The following is a 17331-nucleotide window of genomic DNA, read 5'->3' as shown; positions in this document are numbered from 1 at the left end:
AGTCCGGCTAGGAGCAGTCTGGACAAGCGGAGAAGCGATGCCTTGTGGCGGCACAAGTCATCGATGGCGTGCGTCAGCCGGCAGGCTGGCCCAGGCTGGCCCAGAGATAGGCCGCGGCCATCGTGCGGTGAGGGCGATACGTCGCCAGGAACGCTTCGGCCGCCCGCATGTCGGGACGTTCCGTGCCGCGCAGCCGGCCGATGGCGTTGCGCACGGCCACGTCGCCATGCAGCGAGCAGTCCGCATAGCCCCAGCCGCGCAGCAAGCCATAGTTGACGGTCCACGGACCGATGCCCTTGACCGCAAGCAGGCGCTCGCTCACGTCGGCGGCGTCGCTCGCGCGCGCCAGCGACAGCGCGCCGTCGGCGACGAGGCGGGCGAAGCGCAGCAGGGTCTCGGCCTTTGCGCCGGAGAACTTACGGCTGGTCAGTTGCTCGATGTCGAGGCGGGCGACATCGGCCGCCTCCGGATAGCACCACAGGCCGCCCGAATGGGCACGCCCGGCCAGGCCGATGAACGTGCGGCGCAGCGCGATCGCGAACGGCAGGTTGATCTGCTGGCCGATGATGGCCCACGTCAGCGCCTCGAACACGGTGGCGGACTGGATCACGCGCAGGCCCGGCTGGCGCGCGACGACGGGCCCGAACAGCGGATCGTCCCGCACCGCCCGTTCGAACGGCGCAGGATCGATGCGCAGGCCCAGCATGTTCACGAGGGCGTCGTGCACGGCATCGTCCGCGACCGTGCCGTCGCTGGCGACGACGCACTCGGCGCGATCCGCATGCAGCGTGATGTCGAGCATGGCCGGCACGCCGTCCAGCAGCACGCCCTTGCGGATGCGGCCCGCGTGCGGGTCGACGCTTTCGGCCAGCGCATCGGCGTCGCGGCCGTGGAAGGCGAAGGCATCCGCGTGGCGGTAGCCGGCCGGCAGCGCGATCGCGGCGTGGCGGCTCATTTGTTCGTTGCCGGCTGCGGCGCCGCGCGGCCGACGCGCAGATTGACGCCGGTGACGAACGCGGTGCCGACCAGCACGATGCCGGAGCCCACGATCGTGTACCAGCCGATCGCCTCGCCCAGGAACAGCGCGCCCCACAGGATGCCGAATACGGGGCTTAGGAACGTGACGGTGAGGGCGGACGTGGTGCCGACCTGTTCGATCAGGCGGAAGTACAGGATGTAGGCGATGCCGCTGCACAGCACGCCCAGTGCGATCACGGCGCCGACGATGCCGGCGGTCGGCGCGCCGGCGGGCGGGAACAGGGTCAGGGCGGGCAGCACCATCAGCGCGGACGTCCACATGGTGCCGTGCGCGTTGGCGAACGGCTCGACGCTTTTCGCGGTGCGCGCGTACAGGCTCGCGACGCTGTAGCTGAACGAGGCCAGCAGCGCGGCCGCGACGGCGATGCCGGCGCCGGGGCGGCTGGCGGCGTGGTCGAAGCCGACCAGCAGCGCGACGCCGGCGGTCCCCAGCACGAGCCCGAGCGCCGTGCGCGCGCGGATCGGCTGGCGGCCCCACACGGCGCCGAGCAGCGCGCCCCACATCGGCGCGGTGGCGTTCAGGACGGCCAGCACGGACGCCGGCAGCGTGCGCGCCGCGAACGCGAACAGCAGGAACGGGAAGGCCGAGTTGAAGAAGCCGAGGATGAAGTAGTGCTTCCAGTGGGCGCGCAGGTCGAGGCGTTTTTTGAGGACGACGCCGACGGCGGCGAGGAACAGGGCCGCGAACAGCACGCGGAATTCGATCAGCACGGCGGGCCCCAGTGTCGGTGCGCTGATGCGCATGAACAGGAAGGAGCCGCCCCAGATGGCGGCAAGCAGGATGAGGCGAAGAAGGTTGGCAGTGTTCATGGTTCCTGGGTCGGTATCAGGTCGGGCCGGCGCCGGATGATAGGGCGCGCCGCTTGCCCCGCCTTCCTGTTTCTTGCGCCCGAATCGGGCGGCGGAGGCGGGGAATCGGTCATGATACAAAAAGCGCGCGGGTACTGCTGGCGACCGGCAGATTTGCGGCCAGTCGGGCGCGTGGGCTCGGGGAGCCCACCCTACCGATGCGCAACGCAGGGTGGACACAGGGTGCCCACGCCTCCAGCAGTCCGATGAAGCCCAACGTAGGGTGGGCACCCCGTGCCCACGCGTTCAACAGGCGGATGATATGTCGCGGCATCCGGTGCAACGCAAATGAACAGGGCCGCGAACGCGGCCCCGTCGATCACGCCAATCCGCTGCCGCTCAAGGCAGCAACGGCCGCTTGCCCGACCGCTTGCTCTTGATTTCGGCGGTCGCCTTTTCCACCGCCGCCAGCCGCTGCGGCAACGCCGGATGATTGGCGCTGTAGCCGTTCAACACGGTCGGCGGATACGCTTCGGCCAGGCGCTTCCAGAACGCGGGCGCTTCCTCGATGTCGTAGCCGGCCCGTGCGGCCAGGTAGATGCCGAGGCGGTCCGCGGCGGCGTCGGCGTCCGCCGGCATGGCCTTGATGCCGCCGCTGCCGATCAGCATCGACGTATCGGGCACGATGCTCTTGAGGTTGTCGATGATGCTGCCGATCGTCGCGCTGTTGCGCTGCATGGCCGGGTGGCCCAGCATGTTGTGGGCCATCGTCTTGGCCAGCACGAAGGCCAGTTCATCGTCGTCGTGCGTGAAGTTGATCATGCCGCGCGTGACGAGCACGCGCGAACCGTCGCCGTAGGCGTTGACGTTGTCCGCGTTGCCCAGTTCGATCGCGAAGGCGCACGCGCGCGTGACGGGGATCGTCAGCTGGCGCTCGCTCCGGCGCCGCTCGACCGTCATCGGCAGGCTCGCCTGCGACGCGATGATCTTGCCGAAGATGGCGCCGGCCTGGGACAGCGCGTGTTCGCCGGCCGGCAGCGGTTTGCCGCCGGCGGCGAGCAGGACGTCGCCCGTCTGCAGGCCCGCGCGCGCGGCGCCGCTGCCGGCGAGCACGCCCGTCACCTGGAGGCGTTCGTCCATGCCGAAGGCGACGTGGGCGGCTTCGTTGTAGTCGCCCGGGTAGGACCAGCGGTTCTTCGCCGTGAAGCCCAGCAGGTTGCGGGCCTGGCCCTTGCACAACTCGGCATTCTGGATCAGCAGCGGCGCGGCGACCTTGTACAGGCGGTGCTGCAGGTCCGCCATCTTCGTCAGCGTGTCGGCCGCGGCGGCCATTTGCGGCGTCAGGCCCGGGGCCTCCACGGGACGTTCGACGATGCGCGGTGTGCCCGACGGTTGACGCGGTGCCTGCGTGGCGCAGGCCGACAGCAGCAAGGCTGCGGTGATGCCCAGCGCGGCAGTCCTGATGCCCGCGGGGCGCTGACGATGAATGCCGGTCATGTGCTCCTCATTTTAATGTTTGCCGGTGGAGCCGAATCCTCCAGCGCCCCGGTCGCTCGTTGCGAAATCCTCCACGACGTTGAAGCCCACCTGCATGACAGGCACCACGATCAGCTGCGCCAGGCGGTCCATCGGTTGCAGGTTGAACGCGGTCTGGCCGCGATTCCAGGTCGAGACCATCAACTGGCCCTGGTAATCGGAGTCGATCAAGCCTACCAGATTACCCAGAACGATGCCGTTCTTATGGCCGAGTCCGCTACGCGGCAGGATCATCGCCGCATAGCCCGGATCGCCGATGTGGATGGCGAGGCCGGTCGGCACGAGCACGGTCTGGCCGGGCTCGATGGTCATGGGCGCCTCGATGCATGCGCGCAGGTCGAGGCCCGCGCTGCCGGCGGTGGCGTAGGCCGGCAGGAAGTCCTTCATGCGCGGGTCGAGGATTTTCAGGTCGATGTTCTTCATGGATGCTTCAGTGTGTCGGATGCTTTGGATAGTGCGGGATGATTCAGGCCAGCAGCGAACGCCGTTCCAGGCGCTTGGCGATCTCGGAGATGAGCTGGCGCGCCAGTTCCAGCTTGGTCGCGCGCGGGAGCACCGTGTGGCCGCTTTCGTCGAACAGCACGATCGCATTCTCATCCTGCCCGAACGTCTGCGGGCCGATATTGCCCACGAGCAGAGGAATGCCTTTTTTCTCGCGCTTGACGGCGCCGTATTCGATCAGGTTCTCGGATTCGGCCGCGAAGCCGACGCAGTACGGCCAGCCGTTCAGCGACGTGGTCGAGGCGACGGTCGCGAGGATGTCCGGGTTTTCCGCGAACTGCAGGTGCGGGGCGTCGCCGCTGCCGTCCTTCTTGATCTTGCGATCGCTGGCATTGTCGACGCGCCAGTCGGCGACGGCCGCCACGCCCACGAACACGTGCTGGCCGGCGACGGCCCCCACGACGGCGTCCAGCATCTGGCGTGCGCTCTGCACGTCGATGCGGCGCACGCCGTGCGGCGTCGGCAGCGCGGTCGGGCCGGAGACGAGCGTGACGTCGGCGCCGGCCTCGCGCGCGGCGCGCGCGATCGCATAGCCCATCTTGCCCGACGAGAGATTGGTGATGCCGCGCACGGGGTCGATCGCTTCATAGGTCGGGCCGGCCGTGATCAGCACGCGCTTGCCGGCGAGGAGCTTGGGCTGGAACGAGGCGACCAGTTCGGCCAGCAGCTCGTCCGGTTCCAGCATGCGGCCCATGCCCGTCTCGCCGCAGGCCTGCGAGCCGGCGGCCGGGCCAAGGATGCACAGGCCGTCCTCGCGCAGCTGCGCGACGTTGCGCTGCGTGGGCGCCTTTTCCCACATCTCGACGTTCATCGCGGGCGCCACCAGCAGCGGCACCCGGTGCGGACGCGCGAGGCACAAGGTCGACAGCAGGTCGTCGGTGGCGCCGTGCGCGAGCTTGAACAGGAAGTCGGCCGAGCAGGGCGCGACGAGGATGGCGTCGGCATCGCGCGTGAGGTCGATGTGCGCCATGTTGTTGTGGACGCGGCCGTCCCACTGGTCCGTGAAGACGGGCCGGCCGGACAGGGCCTGCATCGTCACGGTGCCGATGAAGTGGGTGGCCGCTTCGGTCATCACGACCTGCACGTGCGCGCCTTCCTTGGCGAGGGCGCGGCACAGTTCCGCGGCCTTGTAGCAGGCCACGCCGCCGGACAGGCCGAGGACGATCTTCTTGCCCTTCAGGTCCATGCTCATGAATCCTCCGTTCTTGCTCAGTGCTTGTTCAGTGCTTGTTCACGCGGCGCAGTTCGTCCACGATGAATAAAAACGCGCCGATCGTGATGCCCGTATCGGCGATATTGAAGGCCGGGAAGTGGCCGAGGCCGCGCCAGTAGAAATCGAGGAAGTCGATCACGTGGCCGTACGCGATGCGGTCGATCAGGTTGCCCAGCGCGCCGCCCATGATCAGCGCGAGGGCCCAGCAGAACAAGCGCTGGCCCGCGTGCTTGCGCAGCAGGTAGATGATGAAGCAGACGGCGGCGATGGCGATGCCCGCGAACAGGTAGCGCTGCCAGCCGCCCTGGGTCGACAGGAAGCTGAACGCCGCGCCCGGGTTATACGCGAGCACCAGGTTGAAGAAGCCCGTGACCGGCTTCTCTTCGCCATGCATGAAGGTGCGCGTGATGGTGATCTTGCTGATCTGGTCGAGCAGGATGACGATGAAGGCGATGCCGAGCCACGGGATGAGACTCCCGCCGGAACGCGACGGGACGGCGGAGAATGTTGGTTTTTTTTTGCTGGCCATGTCGATGGTGGTGAAGTGAAAACCCGGGCCGCGCGGCCCGGGACGTCCGTGCGTCAGGCGAAGCGGCGGCTTTCGCCGCTGCCGAACAGATTGCTCGTGCAGCGGCCGCACAGGCCCGGATGGGCATGGTCGTGGCCCACGTCGCGGCGGTAGTGCCAGCAGCGCTCGCACTTGGCGGCGTCGGACGGTGTCACGGCGACGGCTTCCGCGGCCGCGTCGGGCACCTGTTCGACGGCGGCCTGCGACGTGATGAACACGAACTTCAGGTCGTCGTCCAGGCTTGCCAGCGCGGCGTACTTGTCGCCGGCGGCCTTGATGGCCAGTTCCGCCTGCAGCGACGAGCCGATCGCGCCGGACGCGCGCACTTCTTCCAGCTGCTTGGTGACGTCGGCGCGGACGGCGCGCAGCAGCGCGTACTTGTCCAGCAGGGCGGCGGCGTCCGGGATCGCCGGGAATTGCCACAGCGTCTGCGTGAAGATCGTTTCGTCGCTGTCCTTGTAGGCCTGCTCGCCCGCGAACACGGCCCATGCCTCCTCGGCGGTGAACGACAGGATCGGCGCCATGATGCGCAGCAGCGCGTGCGCGACGTGCCACAGCGCGGTCTGCGCGGAGCGGCGCGCATGCGAGTTCACGCCGGTCGTGTACAGGCGGTCCTTGAGGATGTCGAGGTAGAAGCCGCCCAGGTCTTCCGAGCAGAAGTTCTGCAGGCGGGAGACGACCGGGTGGAATTCGTAGCGCTCGAAATGCCTGGCCACGTCATCCTGCAGGCGCGCCGTCTCGGCCAGCGCGTAGCGGTCGATCTCGAGCAGCTCGGCCACCGGCACGGCGTTCGTGGCCGGATCGAAGTCCGACGTGTTCGCGAGCAGGAAGCGCAGCGTGTTGCGGATGCGGCGATAGGCCTCCGTCACGCGCTTCAGGATTTCTTCGCTGATCGCCAGCTCGCCCGTGTAATCGGTCGACGCGACCCACAGGCGCAGGATGTCGGCGCCCAGCGTGTCGGAGATTTTTTGCGGCGCCAGCGTGTTGCCCAGCGACTTCGACATCTTCTTGCCATGCTCGTCGACCGTGAAGCCGTGCGTCAGCAGCGCCTTGTACGGCGGGCGGCCGTTCAGCATCGACGACGTCAGGAGCGACGAGTGGAACCAGCCGCGGTGCTGGTCCGAACCTTCCAGGTACAGGTCGGCCGGGAAGTGCGACTGCTGCGCGTGCGAGCCGCGCAGCACGGTCTGGTGCGTCGTGCCGGAGTCGAACCACACGTCCAGCGTGTCGCGGTTCTTTTCGTACAGCGACGCGTCATCGCCCAGCAGGTCGCGCGGGTCGAGCTTGTGCCAGGCGTCGATGCCGCCCTGTTCGATCAATTTGGCCACCTGTTCCAGCAGTTCCGGCGTGCGCGGGTGCAGGTCGCCCGTTTCCTTGTGCAGGAAGAAGGCCATCGGGACGCCCCACTGGCGCTGGCGCGACAGGGTCCAGTCCGGACGGTTGGCGATCATGCCCTGCAGGCGCGCCTGGCCCCAGTCGGGGAAGAACTGCGTGTCGGCGATGCCGGCCAGCGCGGACTCGCGCAGGGTCGGGCCGCCGTCCTTCGGCGTGACGTCCATGCCGGCGAACCACTGGCTCGTCGCGCGGTAGACGATCGGCGTCTTGTGGCGCCAGCAGTGCATGTAGCTGTGGTCGAACATCTTGAGTTCGAACAGCGCGCCCGCTTCGTTGAGCGCATTGCAGATCGGCTTCGACGCTTCCCAGATCGTCATGCCGCCGAACAGCGGCAGCGTGCTCGCAAAGCGGCCGTCGCCCATCACGGGTTTCAGGATCTCGTCGTCCTTCATGCCGTGCGCCTTGCACGACTGGAAGTCTTCCAGGCCGTAGGCCGGTGCCGAGTGGACGACGCCGGTGCCGCTGTCGGTGGTCACGTAGTCGGCCAGGTAGACGGGCGACGTGCGGTCGTAGAACGGATCGGCCGCGTGCAGCGGGTGCTTGAAGCGGATGCCGGCGAGCTGCTCGCCGGTCGCCGTCGCGACGATGTCGCCTTCGAGCTTGTAGCGCTGCAGGACGGCTTCGGCCAGGTCCTGCGCGACGATCAGCAGCACCGGCTTGCCGTTGCGCTCGGCCCTGACCAATGCGTACGTCACTTCCGGATGCACGTTCAACGCCTGGTTCGACGGGATGGTCCACGGCGTCGTCGTCCAGATCACGATGAAGCCGTCGCCGGCGGGCAGCTTGTCGAGGCCGAACGCCAGCGCCAGCTTCTCCGGTTCCGCGAACGGGAAGCCGACGTCGATGGCCGGGTCGCGCTTGTCCTGGTATTCGACTTCCGCTTCGGCCAGCGCCGAGCCGCAGTCGAAGCACCAGTTCACGGGCTTCAGGCCGCGGTAGACATAACCCTTGTCGAGCATCGTGCCGAGGGCGCGCAGTTCGTCGGCCTCGTTACTGAAGTTCATGGTCAGATACGGATTGTCCCACTCGCCCAGCACACCCAGGCGGATGAAGCCGGTGCGCTGGCGGTCGACCTGTTCGAGCGCATAGGCGCGCGCCTTTTGCAGCACCTCGGCCGTCGGCAGGTTCTTGCCGTACAGTTTTTCGATCTGGATCTCGATCGGCATGCCGTGGCAGTCCCAGCCCGGCACATAGGGCGCGTCGTAGCCGGCCATGGTGCGCGATTTCACGACCATGTCCTTGAGGATCTTGTTGACGGAATGGCCCAGGTGGATGTCGCCGTTCGCGTACGGTGGACCGTCGTGCAGGATGAATTTCGGCCGGCCGGCGGCCGCCTTGCGGATGCGCTGGTAGAGCTTCTTGTCCTGCCACTGCTTGACCCAGCCCGGTTCGCGCTTGGCGAGGTCGCCGCGCATCGGGAAGGGGGTGTCGGTCATGTTGACCGGGTATTTGCTCTCCGGCTTCTTATTGCCTTGTTGGCCTGCTTTTTGGCCCTGCTTGGTATCGGACATGGTGGTTTCTAAAGTGGACTGCTGTTGTTCGTGATGACGGGACGGCGCGCGGCCGTCGGGACAGGCGGGCGGTAAGACCGCCGACGTCCCGGTCAAATTCGGTCGGTGGCCGTGAGGGCGCCGGCGCGTCGGGCGAACCAGGCGCGCGCCTGCTCGGCGTCGCGCTCGATGGCGGCCGTGAGCGTCGGCAGGTCGATGTATTTTTCCTCGTCGCGCAGCTTGGTAAGGAATTCCACGCGCACGAGCTTGCCGTAGCACGGCGTGTTCCAGTCGAACACGTGGACTTCCAGCAGCATGCGGCCCGCGTCCTCGACGGTCGGACGGACGCCCAGGCTGGCGACGGCGGGCAGCGGCCGATCGGCCAGGCCATGCACCTGCACGACGAAGATGCCGGCCAGCGCGGGACGGTGGGCGACGCGCAGGTTCAAGGTGGGAAAGCCCAGCGTCCGGCCCAGTTTCTGGCCATGGATCACGTGGCCGGACATCGAATACGGGTGGCCGAGCAGGGCGCGGGTGGCGTCGAAATCGCCGGCCGCGAGCGCCGCGCGCACGGCCGAGGACGAGATGCGGGTGGAGTCGTGCAGCACGGCCGGCAGGCTGTGCACTTCGAAGCCATAATGCTTGCCGGCCTCGGCCAGCAGGGCGACGTTGCCGGCGCGGCGGGCGCCATAGCAGAAGTCGTCGCCGACCATCAGCCATTTCACGTGCAGGCCGTCGACGAGCACGCGTTGCGTGAATTCATCCGGCGACATCGACGCGAAATGCTCGTTGAAGTGTTCGACGATGACGCGGTCGACACCGGCATTTTCCAGCGATTCGAGCTTGTCGCGCAGGTTGGCGATGCGCGCCGGGGCCTTGGACATATCGCCGCTGCGGCCGGCGAAATATTCGCGCGGATGGGGCTCGAACGTCATCACGGCGGCTTCCAGTCCGAGCTTGCGGGCGCTCGCGGTCACGTGGGACAACAGCGCTTGATGGCCGCGGTGGACACCGTCGAAGTTGCCGATCGTGAGTGCGCAAGGCGCGCGTGCCCTGTCGTTGGGAAGTCCGCGAAATACCTTCATTGGATGGTTCGTGCTTCTAGGCGAAATACCAGATTATACGGCAAAGGTCATGTTGCACAGCGCAATGCCTTGGTTGGTAGGGTGGGCACCGGTGCCCACGCGTAACGTTTGCATCACGCTGGCGTTCTCGCGGGCAGAGTGGTGTCCGCCCTGGAGACCACAAGAAAAAAGCGCAGCCGGCATGGAGCGGGCTGCGCTTTGTCGGACCGCCCGCAGGCGGTCGTCATGCAGGAAGCACGGTGGCTCAGCCGGAGATCGGCTTGTTGATCGCCATGATGAAGTAACGGGCCAGGTCCGCGGCGCCGTCGGTACCGCCGACGGCCTTGAACGTGTTGATGGCCTGCTGCTTCTTGCCGGCGACGGCATACGCTTCGCCCAGGTGCAGCTTGACGTCTTCCGGATGCTTCAGGTCCTTGGCCTTGGAAGCCTCGACCAGCATCTTCAGGCCCTTGTCGGCCTGGCCCGACTGGACCAGCGCGTAACCGAGCGCGGCCAGGCCGTCGTTGTCGCCGTCCTTGATCAGCTGCGCTTCGGTGGCGGCCAGGGTCTTGTTCTGGTCGGCCAGGGTCTTCTCGGCCAGGTCCTTCAGGCGCTGGTGACGGGCGGCGTCCGGACCGGTGCCCAGTGCGCCTGCCTTGTAGCCTTTGTCGATGACCTTGAGCGCTTCGGCCGGCGCGCCGGCCTGCAGCACGAGCTGGGCCATTTCCATGAACTCGCTCGGCTTCTTCATCAGGTTGTTGGCCAGCTTCAGACGGTAGACGTCCACGGCCAGGCGGCCCGAGAAGCCCGGCTTGCCCTGCACGCGGTTCAGCAGGTCGGTCCAGTACCGGGCATTCGGATAGTTGGCCGCCAGCTTCTCGATGGTGTTGACGTAGCCGGCCTTGTCGTTCTTCTTGAGCTGGATGTTGGCCAGCATGCCCAACTGGTCTTCGCTCAGGCGGCCGCTTTTCTCGGCCGTGCGCAGTTCGTTTTCCAGTGCCTGGATATTGCCCTGCTTGTAATAGTTCTGCATCAGGTAGGCGCGCAGCTTGGGATCGTCGCGCTCCTTCAGCTGGCGTTCGATGGCGGCGTTTGCCTTGCCCAGGTCGCCGGCACGCATGTAGATGCCGATCAGGCCTTCCGAGAACTGGGCTTTTTCAGTGGCCGACAGCTTGCCCGAACCGATCAGGTATTCGAAGGCCTTGGCGGCGGTGTCGTAATCGCCGGCAGCCGACGCGGCACCGGCACGGGTGCGTTCGATCAGGTACGTTTCGTTTGCCGACTTGCCGCCGACCTTGTCGAGCTCGCGCAGCTTGGCCAGGGCTTCCTTGTTTCTGCCCGACTTCATCATCTGCTGGGCTTCCTGCAGGGGCTTGCCGATTTCCGGACGAAGGACTTCGGCCGCGTAGGCGGGAGCCAGGCCAACGACCGGAGCTGCGGCGGTGAATCCGAGTGCGGCCAGAACGAGGCCGAGGTGTGCGAGGCGGAATTTGGACATTAGCGAAATTCTTTCATTCAAAATAGACACGGCAGGGAAACCCTGCCGTGTTCATTATAGCCAAAGCGATTTACTGGAACTGTTCGTTACCGACCATACCGATCTTGGTCACGCCAAGACGCTGGGCCGATGCCATCACGCCAGCGACAACCTTGTATTCGACCAGCTTGTTCGGACGGAGGTGCACTTCCGGCTGATCAGCCTGGGCTGCCACATTGGCCAGCTTTGCTTCGAGGGTGGCGCGATCCGGGACCGGGGTGTTATCCCAGAGGATCGTACCGTCGAAGTCCACGTCGATCGTGATCACTACCGGTTCCTTGGTCGGCGGCGGCGGATTGCCAACCGGCATGTTCAAGTTGACCGAATGGTTTTGTTTTGGAATGGTAATGATCATCATGATGATCAGCACCAGCATGACGTCGATCAGCGGCGTCATGTTCATTTCCATCATCGGTTCCGGATCTGCCGATTTAGCACCGGACGAACCAACGTTCATACCCATGGTGTTTCCTTTCAAATCTTGGGAACCAGCGCGATAACGGCGGAGCCGCGAGGCTCGCCGCTATCACGCTGGCGGGTTGTGTCCTGAAGGATCAGCCCTTATCAGGCGGTTCGGTGATGAAACCGACCTTCTGAATCCCGGCACGCTGGGCCGTGTAGAGCACCTTGCCGATGGCTTCGTAGCGGGTTTCTTGGTCGCCACGGATTTTCACTTCCGGCTGCGGCACTTTCACCGATTCTTTGGCCAGGAATTCGAACAGTTCGTCGGTGTTGTTCAGGTGCCGCTGGTTCCAGTACATCTCGCCATCTTTGTTGACGACGATGTTCACGTCTTCCGGCGTGGTCTTGGCAGCCTGGTTGGTCTCGACTGGCAGCTTAATCTTCTGCAGGTGGAGGACAACCGGGCTGGTGATCAGGAAGATGATCAGAAGAACCAGCATCACGTCCACGAGGGGCGTGGTGTTGATCTCTGACATCACTGCATCTTCATCTCCGCTATCGGAGCCAACACTCATGCTCATGGTTTAGCCAACCTTTTTAGCGGCAGCGCCGGCGGCACGTGCAGCTTCCGAAGTGTGCATCGCGCCCGAGATCAGGACCGAGTGCACGTCAGCGCCGAACGAGCGGACGTCTTCCATTGCCGACTTGTTGCGACGGACCAGCCAGTTGTAGCCCAGAACGGCCGGAACTGCAACGAACAGACCGAAGGCGGTCATGATCAGTGCTTCACCCACCGGACCTGCGACCTTGTCGATCGATGCGTTACCGGTCATACCGATGTTGGTCAGTGCGTTGTAGATACCCCAGACGGTACCGAACAGACCGATGAACGGTGCGGTCGAGCCGACGGTTGCCAGGAACGACAGGCCATCTTGCAGACGCGACTGGACTTTGTCCACGGCGCGCTGGATCTGCATGGTCACCCAGGTCGACAGGTCGATCTGCTCGAGCAGGGCGCCGTCGTGGTGCTGGGTTGCCTTGGTGCCGGTTTCAGCGATGAAGCGGAACGGCGAGCCGTCGGTCAGTTGCGACGAACCAGCGGCGATCGACGGTGCTTTCCAGAACTTCTGGTTGGTTTCCTTCGACTGCTTGAAGATCTTCATCTGGTCGATCAGCTTGGTGATCATGATGTACCAGGAACCCATCGACATGATGGCCAGGATGATCAGGGTGCCGCGCGAGACGACGCCGCCTTCCCAGACAGCCGAGATACCGAACGGGTTCTCGACTTCTTCCTTCTTGGCTTCGCCGCCAGCTGCCGGAGCCGGAGCCGCTGCCGGAGCAGCAGCATCCGCTGCCGGTGCTGCTGCGTCAGCCGCCGGTGCCGCTGCCGGGGCGCTCGCTGCCGCCGAAGCCGGAGCGTCGGCGAAGGCCGGAGCGGACACCAGTGCCGATGCCGCAGTGACCGAGAACAGGAGAGCCGCTACGGTAGCGGACAAACGGGTATTCTTAAACATGCTTCCTCCAAAAATTTAAAATGAACAGTTCGCTGAACTTAATGACAACGAAAATCATGCGTTGAGACGATACGCTGCCTCTGGTTATTCCAGCGTCCAGACGTACTGTACCGGCTGCCAGGACTCGATGGCCTGGCCGTTCTCAGTCGCCGGTTTAAACCGGCACTTGCCCAGTGCCACCTGAGCAGCCTTATCCAGGTCGCGGAAGCCGCTGGACTTCGTGACCTTGGAATCCTTCACGCCGCCATCCGAACCAATCAGGAACGAGATCGTCGACACACCCGTTTCTTCGTTACGCAGCGACGATTTCGGATACTCCGGCTTCGAGCACGTATTGAAGTCCGCGACTGCCGGGGTCCGGGCCGGACCGGCCGGCTTGGCGACCGGAGCCGGAGGTGCCGGCGGCGCCTTGATGATTTCCGTCGTCGCCGGTTTCGTCTGGGTCGCGTTAGCGATCACATTCTGCTGCGGCGGCGGGGTTTGTACTTGCACTTCCACCGGCGGGATGAACGGCGGAGGCGGCGCCTTCATTTCCGGCGGCGGCGGCGGGGGCGGCGTCTCCGGAGGTGGCGGCGGTTTTACGTCTTCAATGATCTTGGTCTCCACTGCCTCGGCCATCTTGCTGACCATTCGTTTGCCGAGACCAGTCACGATCCCGTAAGCAACGATCAGGTGCAAGACGATGACAATGGCGATACCAGTCAAATTCTTCCCGGGGTTCTTCTCATGCGAAAAATTCATCCTGCTTTCTCCAATACCAACCTTTTTTTGTTGCTACTAAACCCACAAAACACGACAAAAAGCTAAGAGCCGCATCCGGGACATCGGCGAATTATACCTACGAATTCTTTTTTGCACATACATTTTTACACCCTCAAAGAGAGGCTATTTGTCTGTGAAAACAGGCAAAGAAAGTGATCAAGAAAGTACCGGCGCAGGCATGCCGATGGAGGTGGAAGTTAGTTGTTTTGCAATGTCGAGTGGACCCCTTTCGTAATGTGTGGAAGATAAGGCCGCGAACGCCGGAATGCCGAATTTTCGATGCCGATTTTGCAGCTCAGCAAATTTCATAAGAAAGCATCATGGCGTTTCTGCCAACTATATCGAAATTCCATGCGCGAGGGCGTACTGTTGAAACGGTTTTCCCCCTAGATCAGAGGGCTCGGCCATAACAAGATCTTATGTGGTTACAGGCGATTGATATGGCTCACTAACCACGTCCAAGGTTAGTTGAACTACATCACAAGGGGAGAAGGGTGTCAACAGGATGGAAGAAAAAATGCCCGCGCCGAGTAGCGCGGGCCGGGATGTCAGTAACGTGCGCGCTTCTCGCGACGGCACTCCAGGCTGCTGACGACGCGCCCGGATGGGTCAACGGTCTCGAGGCGTACATCGAAGCCCCACAGACGTGCAACGTGCTTCAGAACCTCATGGGCCTGCTGGTTCAGCGGGCGGCGCTGGAACTGGCTATGACGCAGCGTCAGCGCCCGGTCGTCCCGCGTATTGACCTGCCAGACCTGGATGTTCGGCTCGCGGTTGCCGATATTATATTGATCGGCCAGTTGCTGGCGAACGTAACGGTATCCGGCTTCGTCGTGGATGGCTGAAATCGTCAGCTTGTCGCTGCGGTCGTCGTCTAGCACGGCGAAGAAGTGGAATTCCCGGATCAGCTTGGGCGACAGGTACTGGGCGATGAAGCTCTCATCCTTGAAATTGCGCATGGCAAAATCGAGCGTTTTGAGCCAGTCGCTGCCTGCGATGTCGGGGAACCAGGCGCGGTCCTCGTCCGTCGGCTCTTCGCAGATCCGCTTGATGTCCGTCATCATCGCGAAACCGAGCGCATACGGATTAATGCCGTTGTAATAGGGGCTCGTGGCCGGCGGCTGGTAGACGACGTTCGTATGGCTCTGCAGGAATTCCAGCATGAAGCCGTCGCCGACGATCCCTTCCTTATAGAGCTCCTGCAGGATCGTGTAGTGCCAGAAGGTCGCCCAGCCTTCGTTCATGACCTGGGTCTGGCGCTGCGGATAGAAATATTGCGAGATCTTGCGCGTGATCCGTACGAGTTCGCGCTGCCACGGTTCGAGCAGGGGTGCGTACTTCTCTATAAAGTAGAGCAGGTTTTCCTCGGGCTCGAGCGGGAAGCGCGGCGGTGGCTGGTCGCGGATCTGTTCCTCGCGCCGCGGCAGGGTACGCCACAACTCGTTGACCTGCGACTGCATGTACTCCTCGCGCTCCTTCTGGCGCGCCGCTTCCTGTGCCACCGACAACTTGGCAGGCCGCTTGTAGCGGTCGACGCCGTAGTTCTGGATCGCATGGCAGGAATCGAGCAGCTCTTCGACGGCGTCGATGCCGTGGCGCTGTTCGCACTCGGCAATATAGTTCTTCGCGAAGACCATATAGTCGACGATGGCGTCGGCGTCGGTCCAGGTCCGGAACAGATAATTGCCCTTGAAGAAGGAATTATGGCCATAGGCCGCATGGGCAATCACGAGGGCCTGCATCGTCAGGCTGTTTTCCTCCATCAGGTAGGCGATGCAGGGATTCGAGTTGATGACGATTTCATAGGCGAGGCCCATCTGGCCCCGCTTATAGCTCTTTTCCGTCGTCAGGAAATGCTTGCCGAACGACCAGTGGTTGTACGAGACGGGCATGCCGACGGACGTGTACGCGTCCATCATTTGCTCGGCCGTGATGATTTCGAGCTGGTTGGGGTAGGTATCCAGGCCGAACTTCCTGGCCACCCGGCGGATTTCCTCGTGCGCCTGTTCGATCAGGTCGAACGTCCACTCGGACTGCTCGGGCAGGGCGCGCGGGTTGTTGGGATCTCTTGGCATGAGCGGGCCTCGCTACTTTGGCTGCTTCTTGAACAATTCGCGGAACACCGGATAGATGTCGGCCGGCGTCACGATCTTCTGCATGGCGAAGTTCTGGTGCGTGGCCGCCACCTCCGCGTACTGCTCCCACAGGTTCTGGGGCGGTCCGTCGGTGATCTCGACATACGTGTAATACTGGACCCTGGGCATGATCGCGCTGCTCAGGATCTGCCTGCACAGCACGGAATCGTTGTCCCAGTTGTCGCCGTCCGAGGCCTGCGCGACATAGCTGTTCCAGTCGCCGCTGCTGTAGCGCTCGCTGATGACCTTGTTCAGCAGGTGCAGCGCGGACGACACGACGGTGCCGCCCGACTCGCGCGAGTGGAAGAACTCGTTTTCGTCGACCTCGGCCGCCGCCGTGTGGTGGCGGATGAAGACGACGTCGATCCGTTCGTAGACCCGCTTGAGGAACAGGTACAGCAGGATGAAGAAACGCTTGGCGGTGTCCTTGCGGCTTTCGTCCATCGATCCCGACACGTCCATGATGCAGAACATGACGGCCGCCGTCGACGGCTTCGGGATCTTGATCCGGTTGCTGTAGCGCAAGTCGATCGGATCGATGAACGGAATTGCCAGCAGGCGCGTATGAAGGTGATGGATCTTGTGCTTGAGCTCGATCACCTGCGGGTCGTCGTCTTCCACACCCTGTTCCTGCAGTTCGCGCAACTGGTGTTCGAGGGCCGTCAGCTGCTTGCGGGACGGACCGCCCACCGCGATGCGCCGGCCGAGCGCGCCGCGCAGGGAGCGCAGCACGTGGATGTTCGACGGCGTGCCGGAAATGTTGTAGCCGGCGCGCTGGTTCTTGTATTCGACGACCTGGGTGAGCTGCGTCTTCACCATGTTCGGCAGCTCGAGGTCTTCGAAGAAATAGTTCATGAATTCTTCGCGGCTGAGCTCGAAGATGAAATCGTCTTCGGTCGTCTGCTCGCTGTTGCCGGCCTTGCCACGTCCGGCGCCGCCGCCACCGCTGCGGGGACGGTTGATCGTGTCGCCTTTCTGGTATTCCGTATTGCCGGGGTTGACGGTCTCCCAGACGCCGCCATGGGCGTGTCCGAAATGCGGTTCGCTCACGTCCTTGACGGGAATCGAAACCTTTTCGCCATTTTCGACGTCGGTGATCGAGCGACCCTTGATCGCCCGGCCCACCGCATCCTTGATTTGCGCCTTATAGCGACGCAAGAATCGTTCGCGGTTGACCGCAGACTTGTTCTTGCTTTGCAAGCGTCGGTCGATGAGGTAAGTCAAAACAGGCCTCCTGCTGAAAGTCGCGGCGGGCCGGATTCCTTCCCGGTCCCTGTATATTAACGCGCCGCGTCGTAACGTGGTTGGCGTCGCGGATTCCGGTGGCCGGCCTTGTCAGTCTGCCACCGCTCCTGCCGGCGGACGCTCCAGCACCCGCCCCACG

15 protein-coding genes are annotated in these 17331 nt (G+C 64.1%); all 15 read right to left on the bottom strand.

The window, feature by feature from the left end:
* Positions 1–73: 73 nt before the first annotated feature.
* Positions 74–955 carry a DNA-3-methyladenine glycosylase family protein gene (locus ACEN9Q_RS19915; RefSeq protein WP_495625761.1) on the bottom strand — a complete coding sequence of 294 codons (882 nt, stop codon included), beginning with the start codon at positions 953–955 and terminating at the stop codon, positions 74–76.
* On the bottom strand, positions 952–1848 hold the full coding sequence (locus ACEN9Q_RS19910; RefSeq protein ID WP_495625760.1) for a DMT family transporter: 897 nt from the start codon (positions 1846–1848) through the stop codon (positions 952–954). Before ACEN9Q_RS19910 ends, ACEN9Q_RS19915 begins: the two co-directional genes overlap by 4 nt.
* 378 nt (positions 1849–2226) lie before the next feature.
* Complete coding sequence (locus ACEN9Q_RS19905; protein WP_056443741.1) at positions 2227–3324, bottom strand: M48 family metallopeptidase; 1098 nt, start codon at positions 3322–3324, stop codon at positions 2227–2229.
* Positions 3325–3336: 12 nt separating this feature from the next.
* On the bottom strand, positions 3337–3786 hold the full coding sequence (gene dut / locus ACEN9Q_RS19900) for a dUTP diphosphatase (protein WP_322403447.1): 450 nt from the start codon (positions 3784–3786) through the stop codon (positions 3337–3339).
* A 43-nt stretch (positions 3787–3829) separates the two neighbouring features.
* Complete coding sequence (gene coaBC / locus ACEN9Q_RS19895; RefSeq protein ID WP_056443996.1) at positions 3830–5050, bottom strand: bifunctional phosphopantothenoylcysteine decarboxylase/phosphopantothenate--cysteine ligase CoaBC; 1221 nt, start codon at positions 5048–5050, stop codon at positions 3830–3832.
* Positions 5051–5084: 34 nt separating this feature from the next.
* Positions 5085–5606, bottom strand: a complete 522-nt coding sequence (gene lspA, locus ACEN9Q_RS19890; RefSeq protein ID WP_056443731.1) for a signal peptidase II — start codon at positions 5604–5606, stop codon at positions 5085–5087.
* Between the two features lie 53 nt (positions 5607–5659).
* Positions 5660–8551, bottom strand: a complete 2892-nt coding sequence (ileS, locus tag ACEN9Q_RS19885) for an isoleucine--tRNA ligase (RefSeq protein WP_495625759.1) — start codon at positions 8549–8551, stop codon at positions 5660–5662.
* Positions 8552–8643: 92 nt separating this feature from the next.
* Complete coding sequence (locus ACEN9Q_RS19880; RefSeq protein WP_056443727.1) at positions 8644–9615, bottom strand: bifunctional riboflavin kinase/FAD synthetase; 972 nt, start codon at positions 9613–9615, stop codon at positions 8644–8646.
* 244 nt (positions 9616–9859) lie between these two features.
* Positions 9860–11092, bottom strand: a complete 1233-nt coding sequence (locus tag ACEN9Q_RS19875; RefSeq protein WP_495625758.1) for a tetratricopeptide repeat protein — start codon at positions 11090–11092, stop codon at positions 9860–9862.
* Between the two features lie 70 nt (positions 11093–11162).
* Entirely contained in the window at positions 11163–11594 is a 432-nt protein-coding gene (locus ACEN9Q_RS19870; protein ID WP_200958343.1) for an ExbD/TolR family protein, read from the bottom strand.
* Positions 11595–11685: 91 nt separating this feature from the next.
* Positions 11686–12114, bottom strand: a complete 429-nt coding sequence (locus ACEN9Q_RS19865) for an ExbD/TolR family protein (RefSeq protein ID WP_056443722.1) — start codon at positions 12112–12114, stop codon at positions 11686–11688.
* Positions 12115–12117: 3 nt separating this feature from the next.
* Positions 12118–13050 (bottom strand): MotA/TolQ/ExbB proton channel family protein, encoded by a 933-nt coding sequence (locus ACEN9Q_RS19860; RefSeq protein WP_082548064.1) that lies wholly within the window; start codon positions 13048–13050, stop codon positions 12118–12120.
* Positions 13051–13134: 84 nt separating this feature from the next.
* Entirely contained in the window at positions 13135–13791 is a 657-nt protein-coding gene (locus ACEN9Q_RS19855; RefSeq protein ID WP_056443718.1) for an energy transducer TonB, read from the bottom strand.
* Positions 13792–14360: 569 nt separating this feature from the next.
* Complete coding sequence (locus ACEN9Q_RS19850) at positions 14361–15887, bottom strand: SpoVR family protein (protein WP_056443715.1); 1527 nt, start codon at positions 15885–15887, stop codon at positions 14361–14363.
* Positions 15888–15899: 12 nt separating this feature from the next.
* On the bottom strand, positions 15900–17171 hold the full coding sequence (locus tag ACEN9Q_RS19845; protein ID WP_056443712.1) for a YeaH/YhbH family protein: 1272 nt from the start codon (positions 17169–17171) through the stop codon (positions 15900–15902).
* Between the last annotated feature and the right edge of the window lie 160 nt (positions 17172–17331).

The organism is Massilia sp. Masssp93 (genome assembly GCF_059491295.1).
This window is presented reverse-complemented; position numbering and strand designations above follow the sequence as displayed.

What these genes read in the sequence shown, in the direction of transcription:
- ACEN9Q_RS19915 (WP_495625761.1), bottom strand. Translation starts at nt 955, where the DNA reads ATGAGCCGCCACGCCGCGATCGCGCTGCCGGCCGGCTACCGCCACGCG.
- ACEN9Q_RS19910 (WP_495625760.1), bottom strand. Translation starts at nt 1,848, where the DNA reads ATGAACACTGCCAACCTTCTTCGCCTCATCCTGCTTGCCGCCATCTGG.
- ACEN9Q_RS19905 (WP_056443741.1), bottom strand. Translation starts at nt 3,324, where the DNA reads ATGACCGGCATTCATCGTCAGCGCCCCGCGGGCATCAGGACTGCCGCG.
- dut (WP_322403447.1), bottom strand. Translation starts at nt 3,786, where the DNA reads ATGAAGAACATCGACCTGAAAATCCTCGACCCGCGCATGAAGGACTTC.
- coaBC (WP_056443996.1), bottom strand. Translation starts at nt 5,050, where the DNA reads ATGGACCTGAAGGGCAAGAAGATCGTCCTCGGCCTGTCCGGCGGCGTG.
- lspA (WP_056443731.1), bottom strand. Translation starts at nt 5,606, where the DNA reads ATGGCCAGCAAAAAAAAACCAACATTCTCCGCCGTCCCGTCGCGTTCC.
- ileS (WP_495625759.1), bottom strand. Translation starts at nt 8,551, where the DNA reads ATGTCCGATACCAAGCAGGGCCAAAAAGCAGGCCAACAAGGCAATAAG.
- ACEN9Q_RS19880 (WP_056443727.1), bottom strand. Translation starts at nt 9,615, where the DNA reads ATGAAGGTATTTCGCGGACTTCCCAACGACAGGGCACGCGCGCCTTGC.
- ACEN9Q_RS19875 (WP_495625758.1), bottom strand. Translation starts at nt 11,092, where the DNA reads ATGTCCAAATTCCGCCTCGCACACCTCGGCCTCGTTCTGGCCGCACTC.
- ACEN9Q_RS19870 (WP_200958343.1), bottom strand. Translation starts at nt 11,594, where the DNA reads ATGGGTATGAACGTTGGTTCGTCCGGTGCTAAATCGGCAGATCCGGAA.
- ACEN9Q_RS19865 (WP_056443722.1), bottom strand. Translation starts at nt 12,114, where the DNA reads ATGAGCATGAGTGTTGGCTCCGATAGCGGAGATGAAGATGCAGTGATG.
- ACEN9Q_RS19860 (WP_082548064.1), bottom strand. Translation starts at nt 13,050, where the DNA reads ATGTTTAAGAATACCCGTTTGTCCGCTACCGTAGCGGCTCTCCTGTTC.
- ACEN9Q_RS19855 (WP_056443718.1), bottom strand. Translation starts at nt 13,791, where the DNA reads ATGAATTTTTCGCATGAGAAGAACCCCGGGAAGAATTTGACTGGTATC.
- ACEN9Q_RS19850 (WP_056443715.1), bottom strand. Translation starts at nt 15,887, where the DNA reads ATGCCAAGAGATCCCAACAACCCGCGCGCCCTGCCCGAGCAGTCCGAG.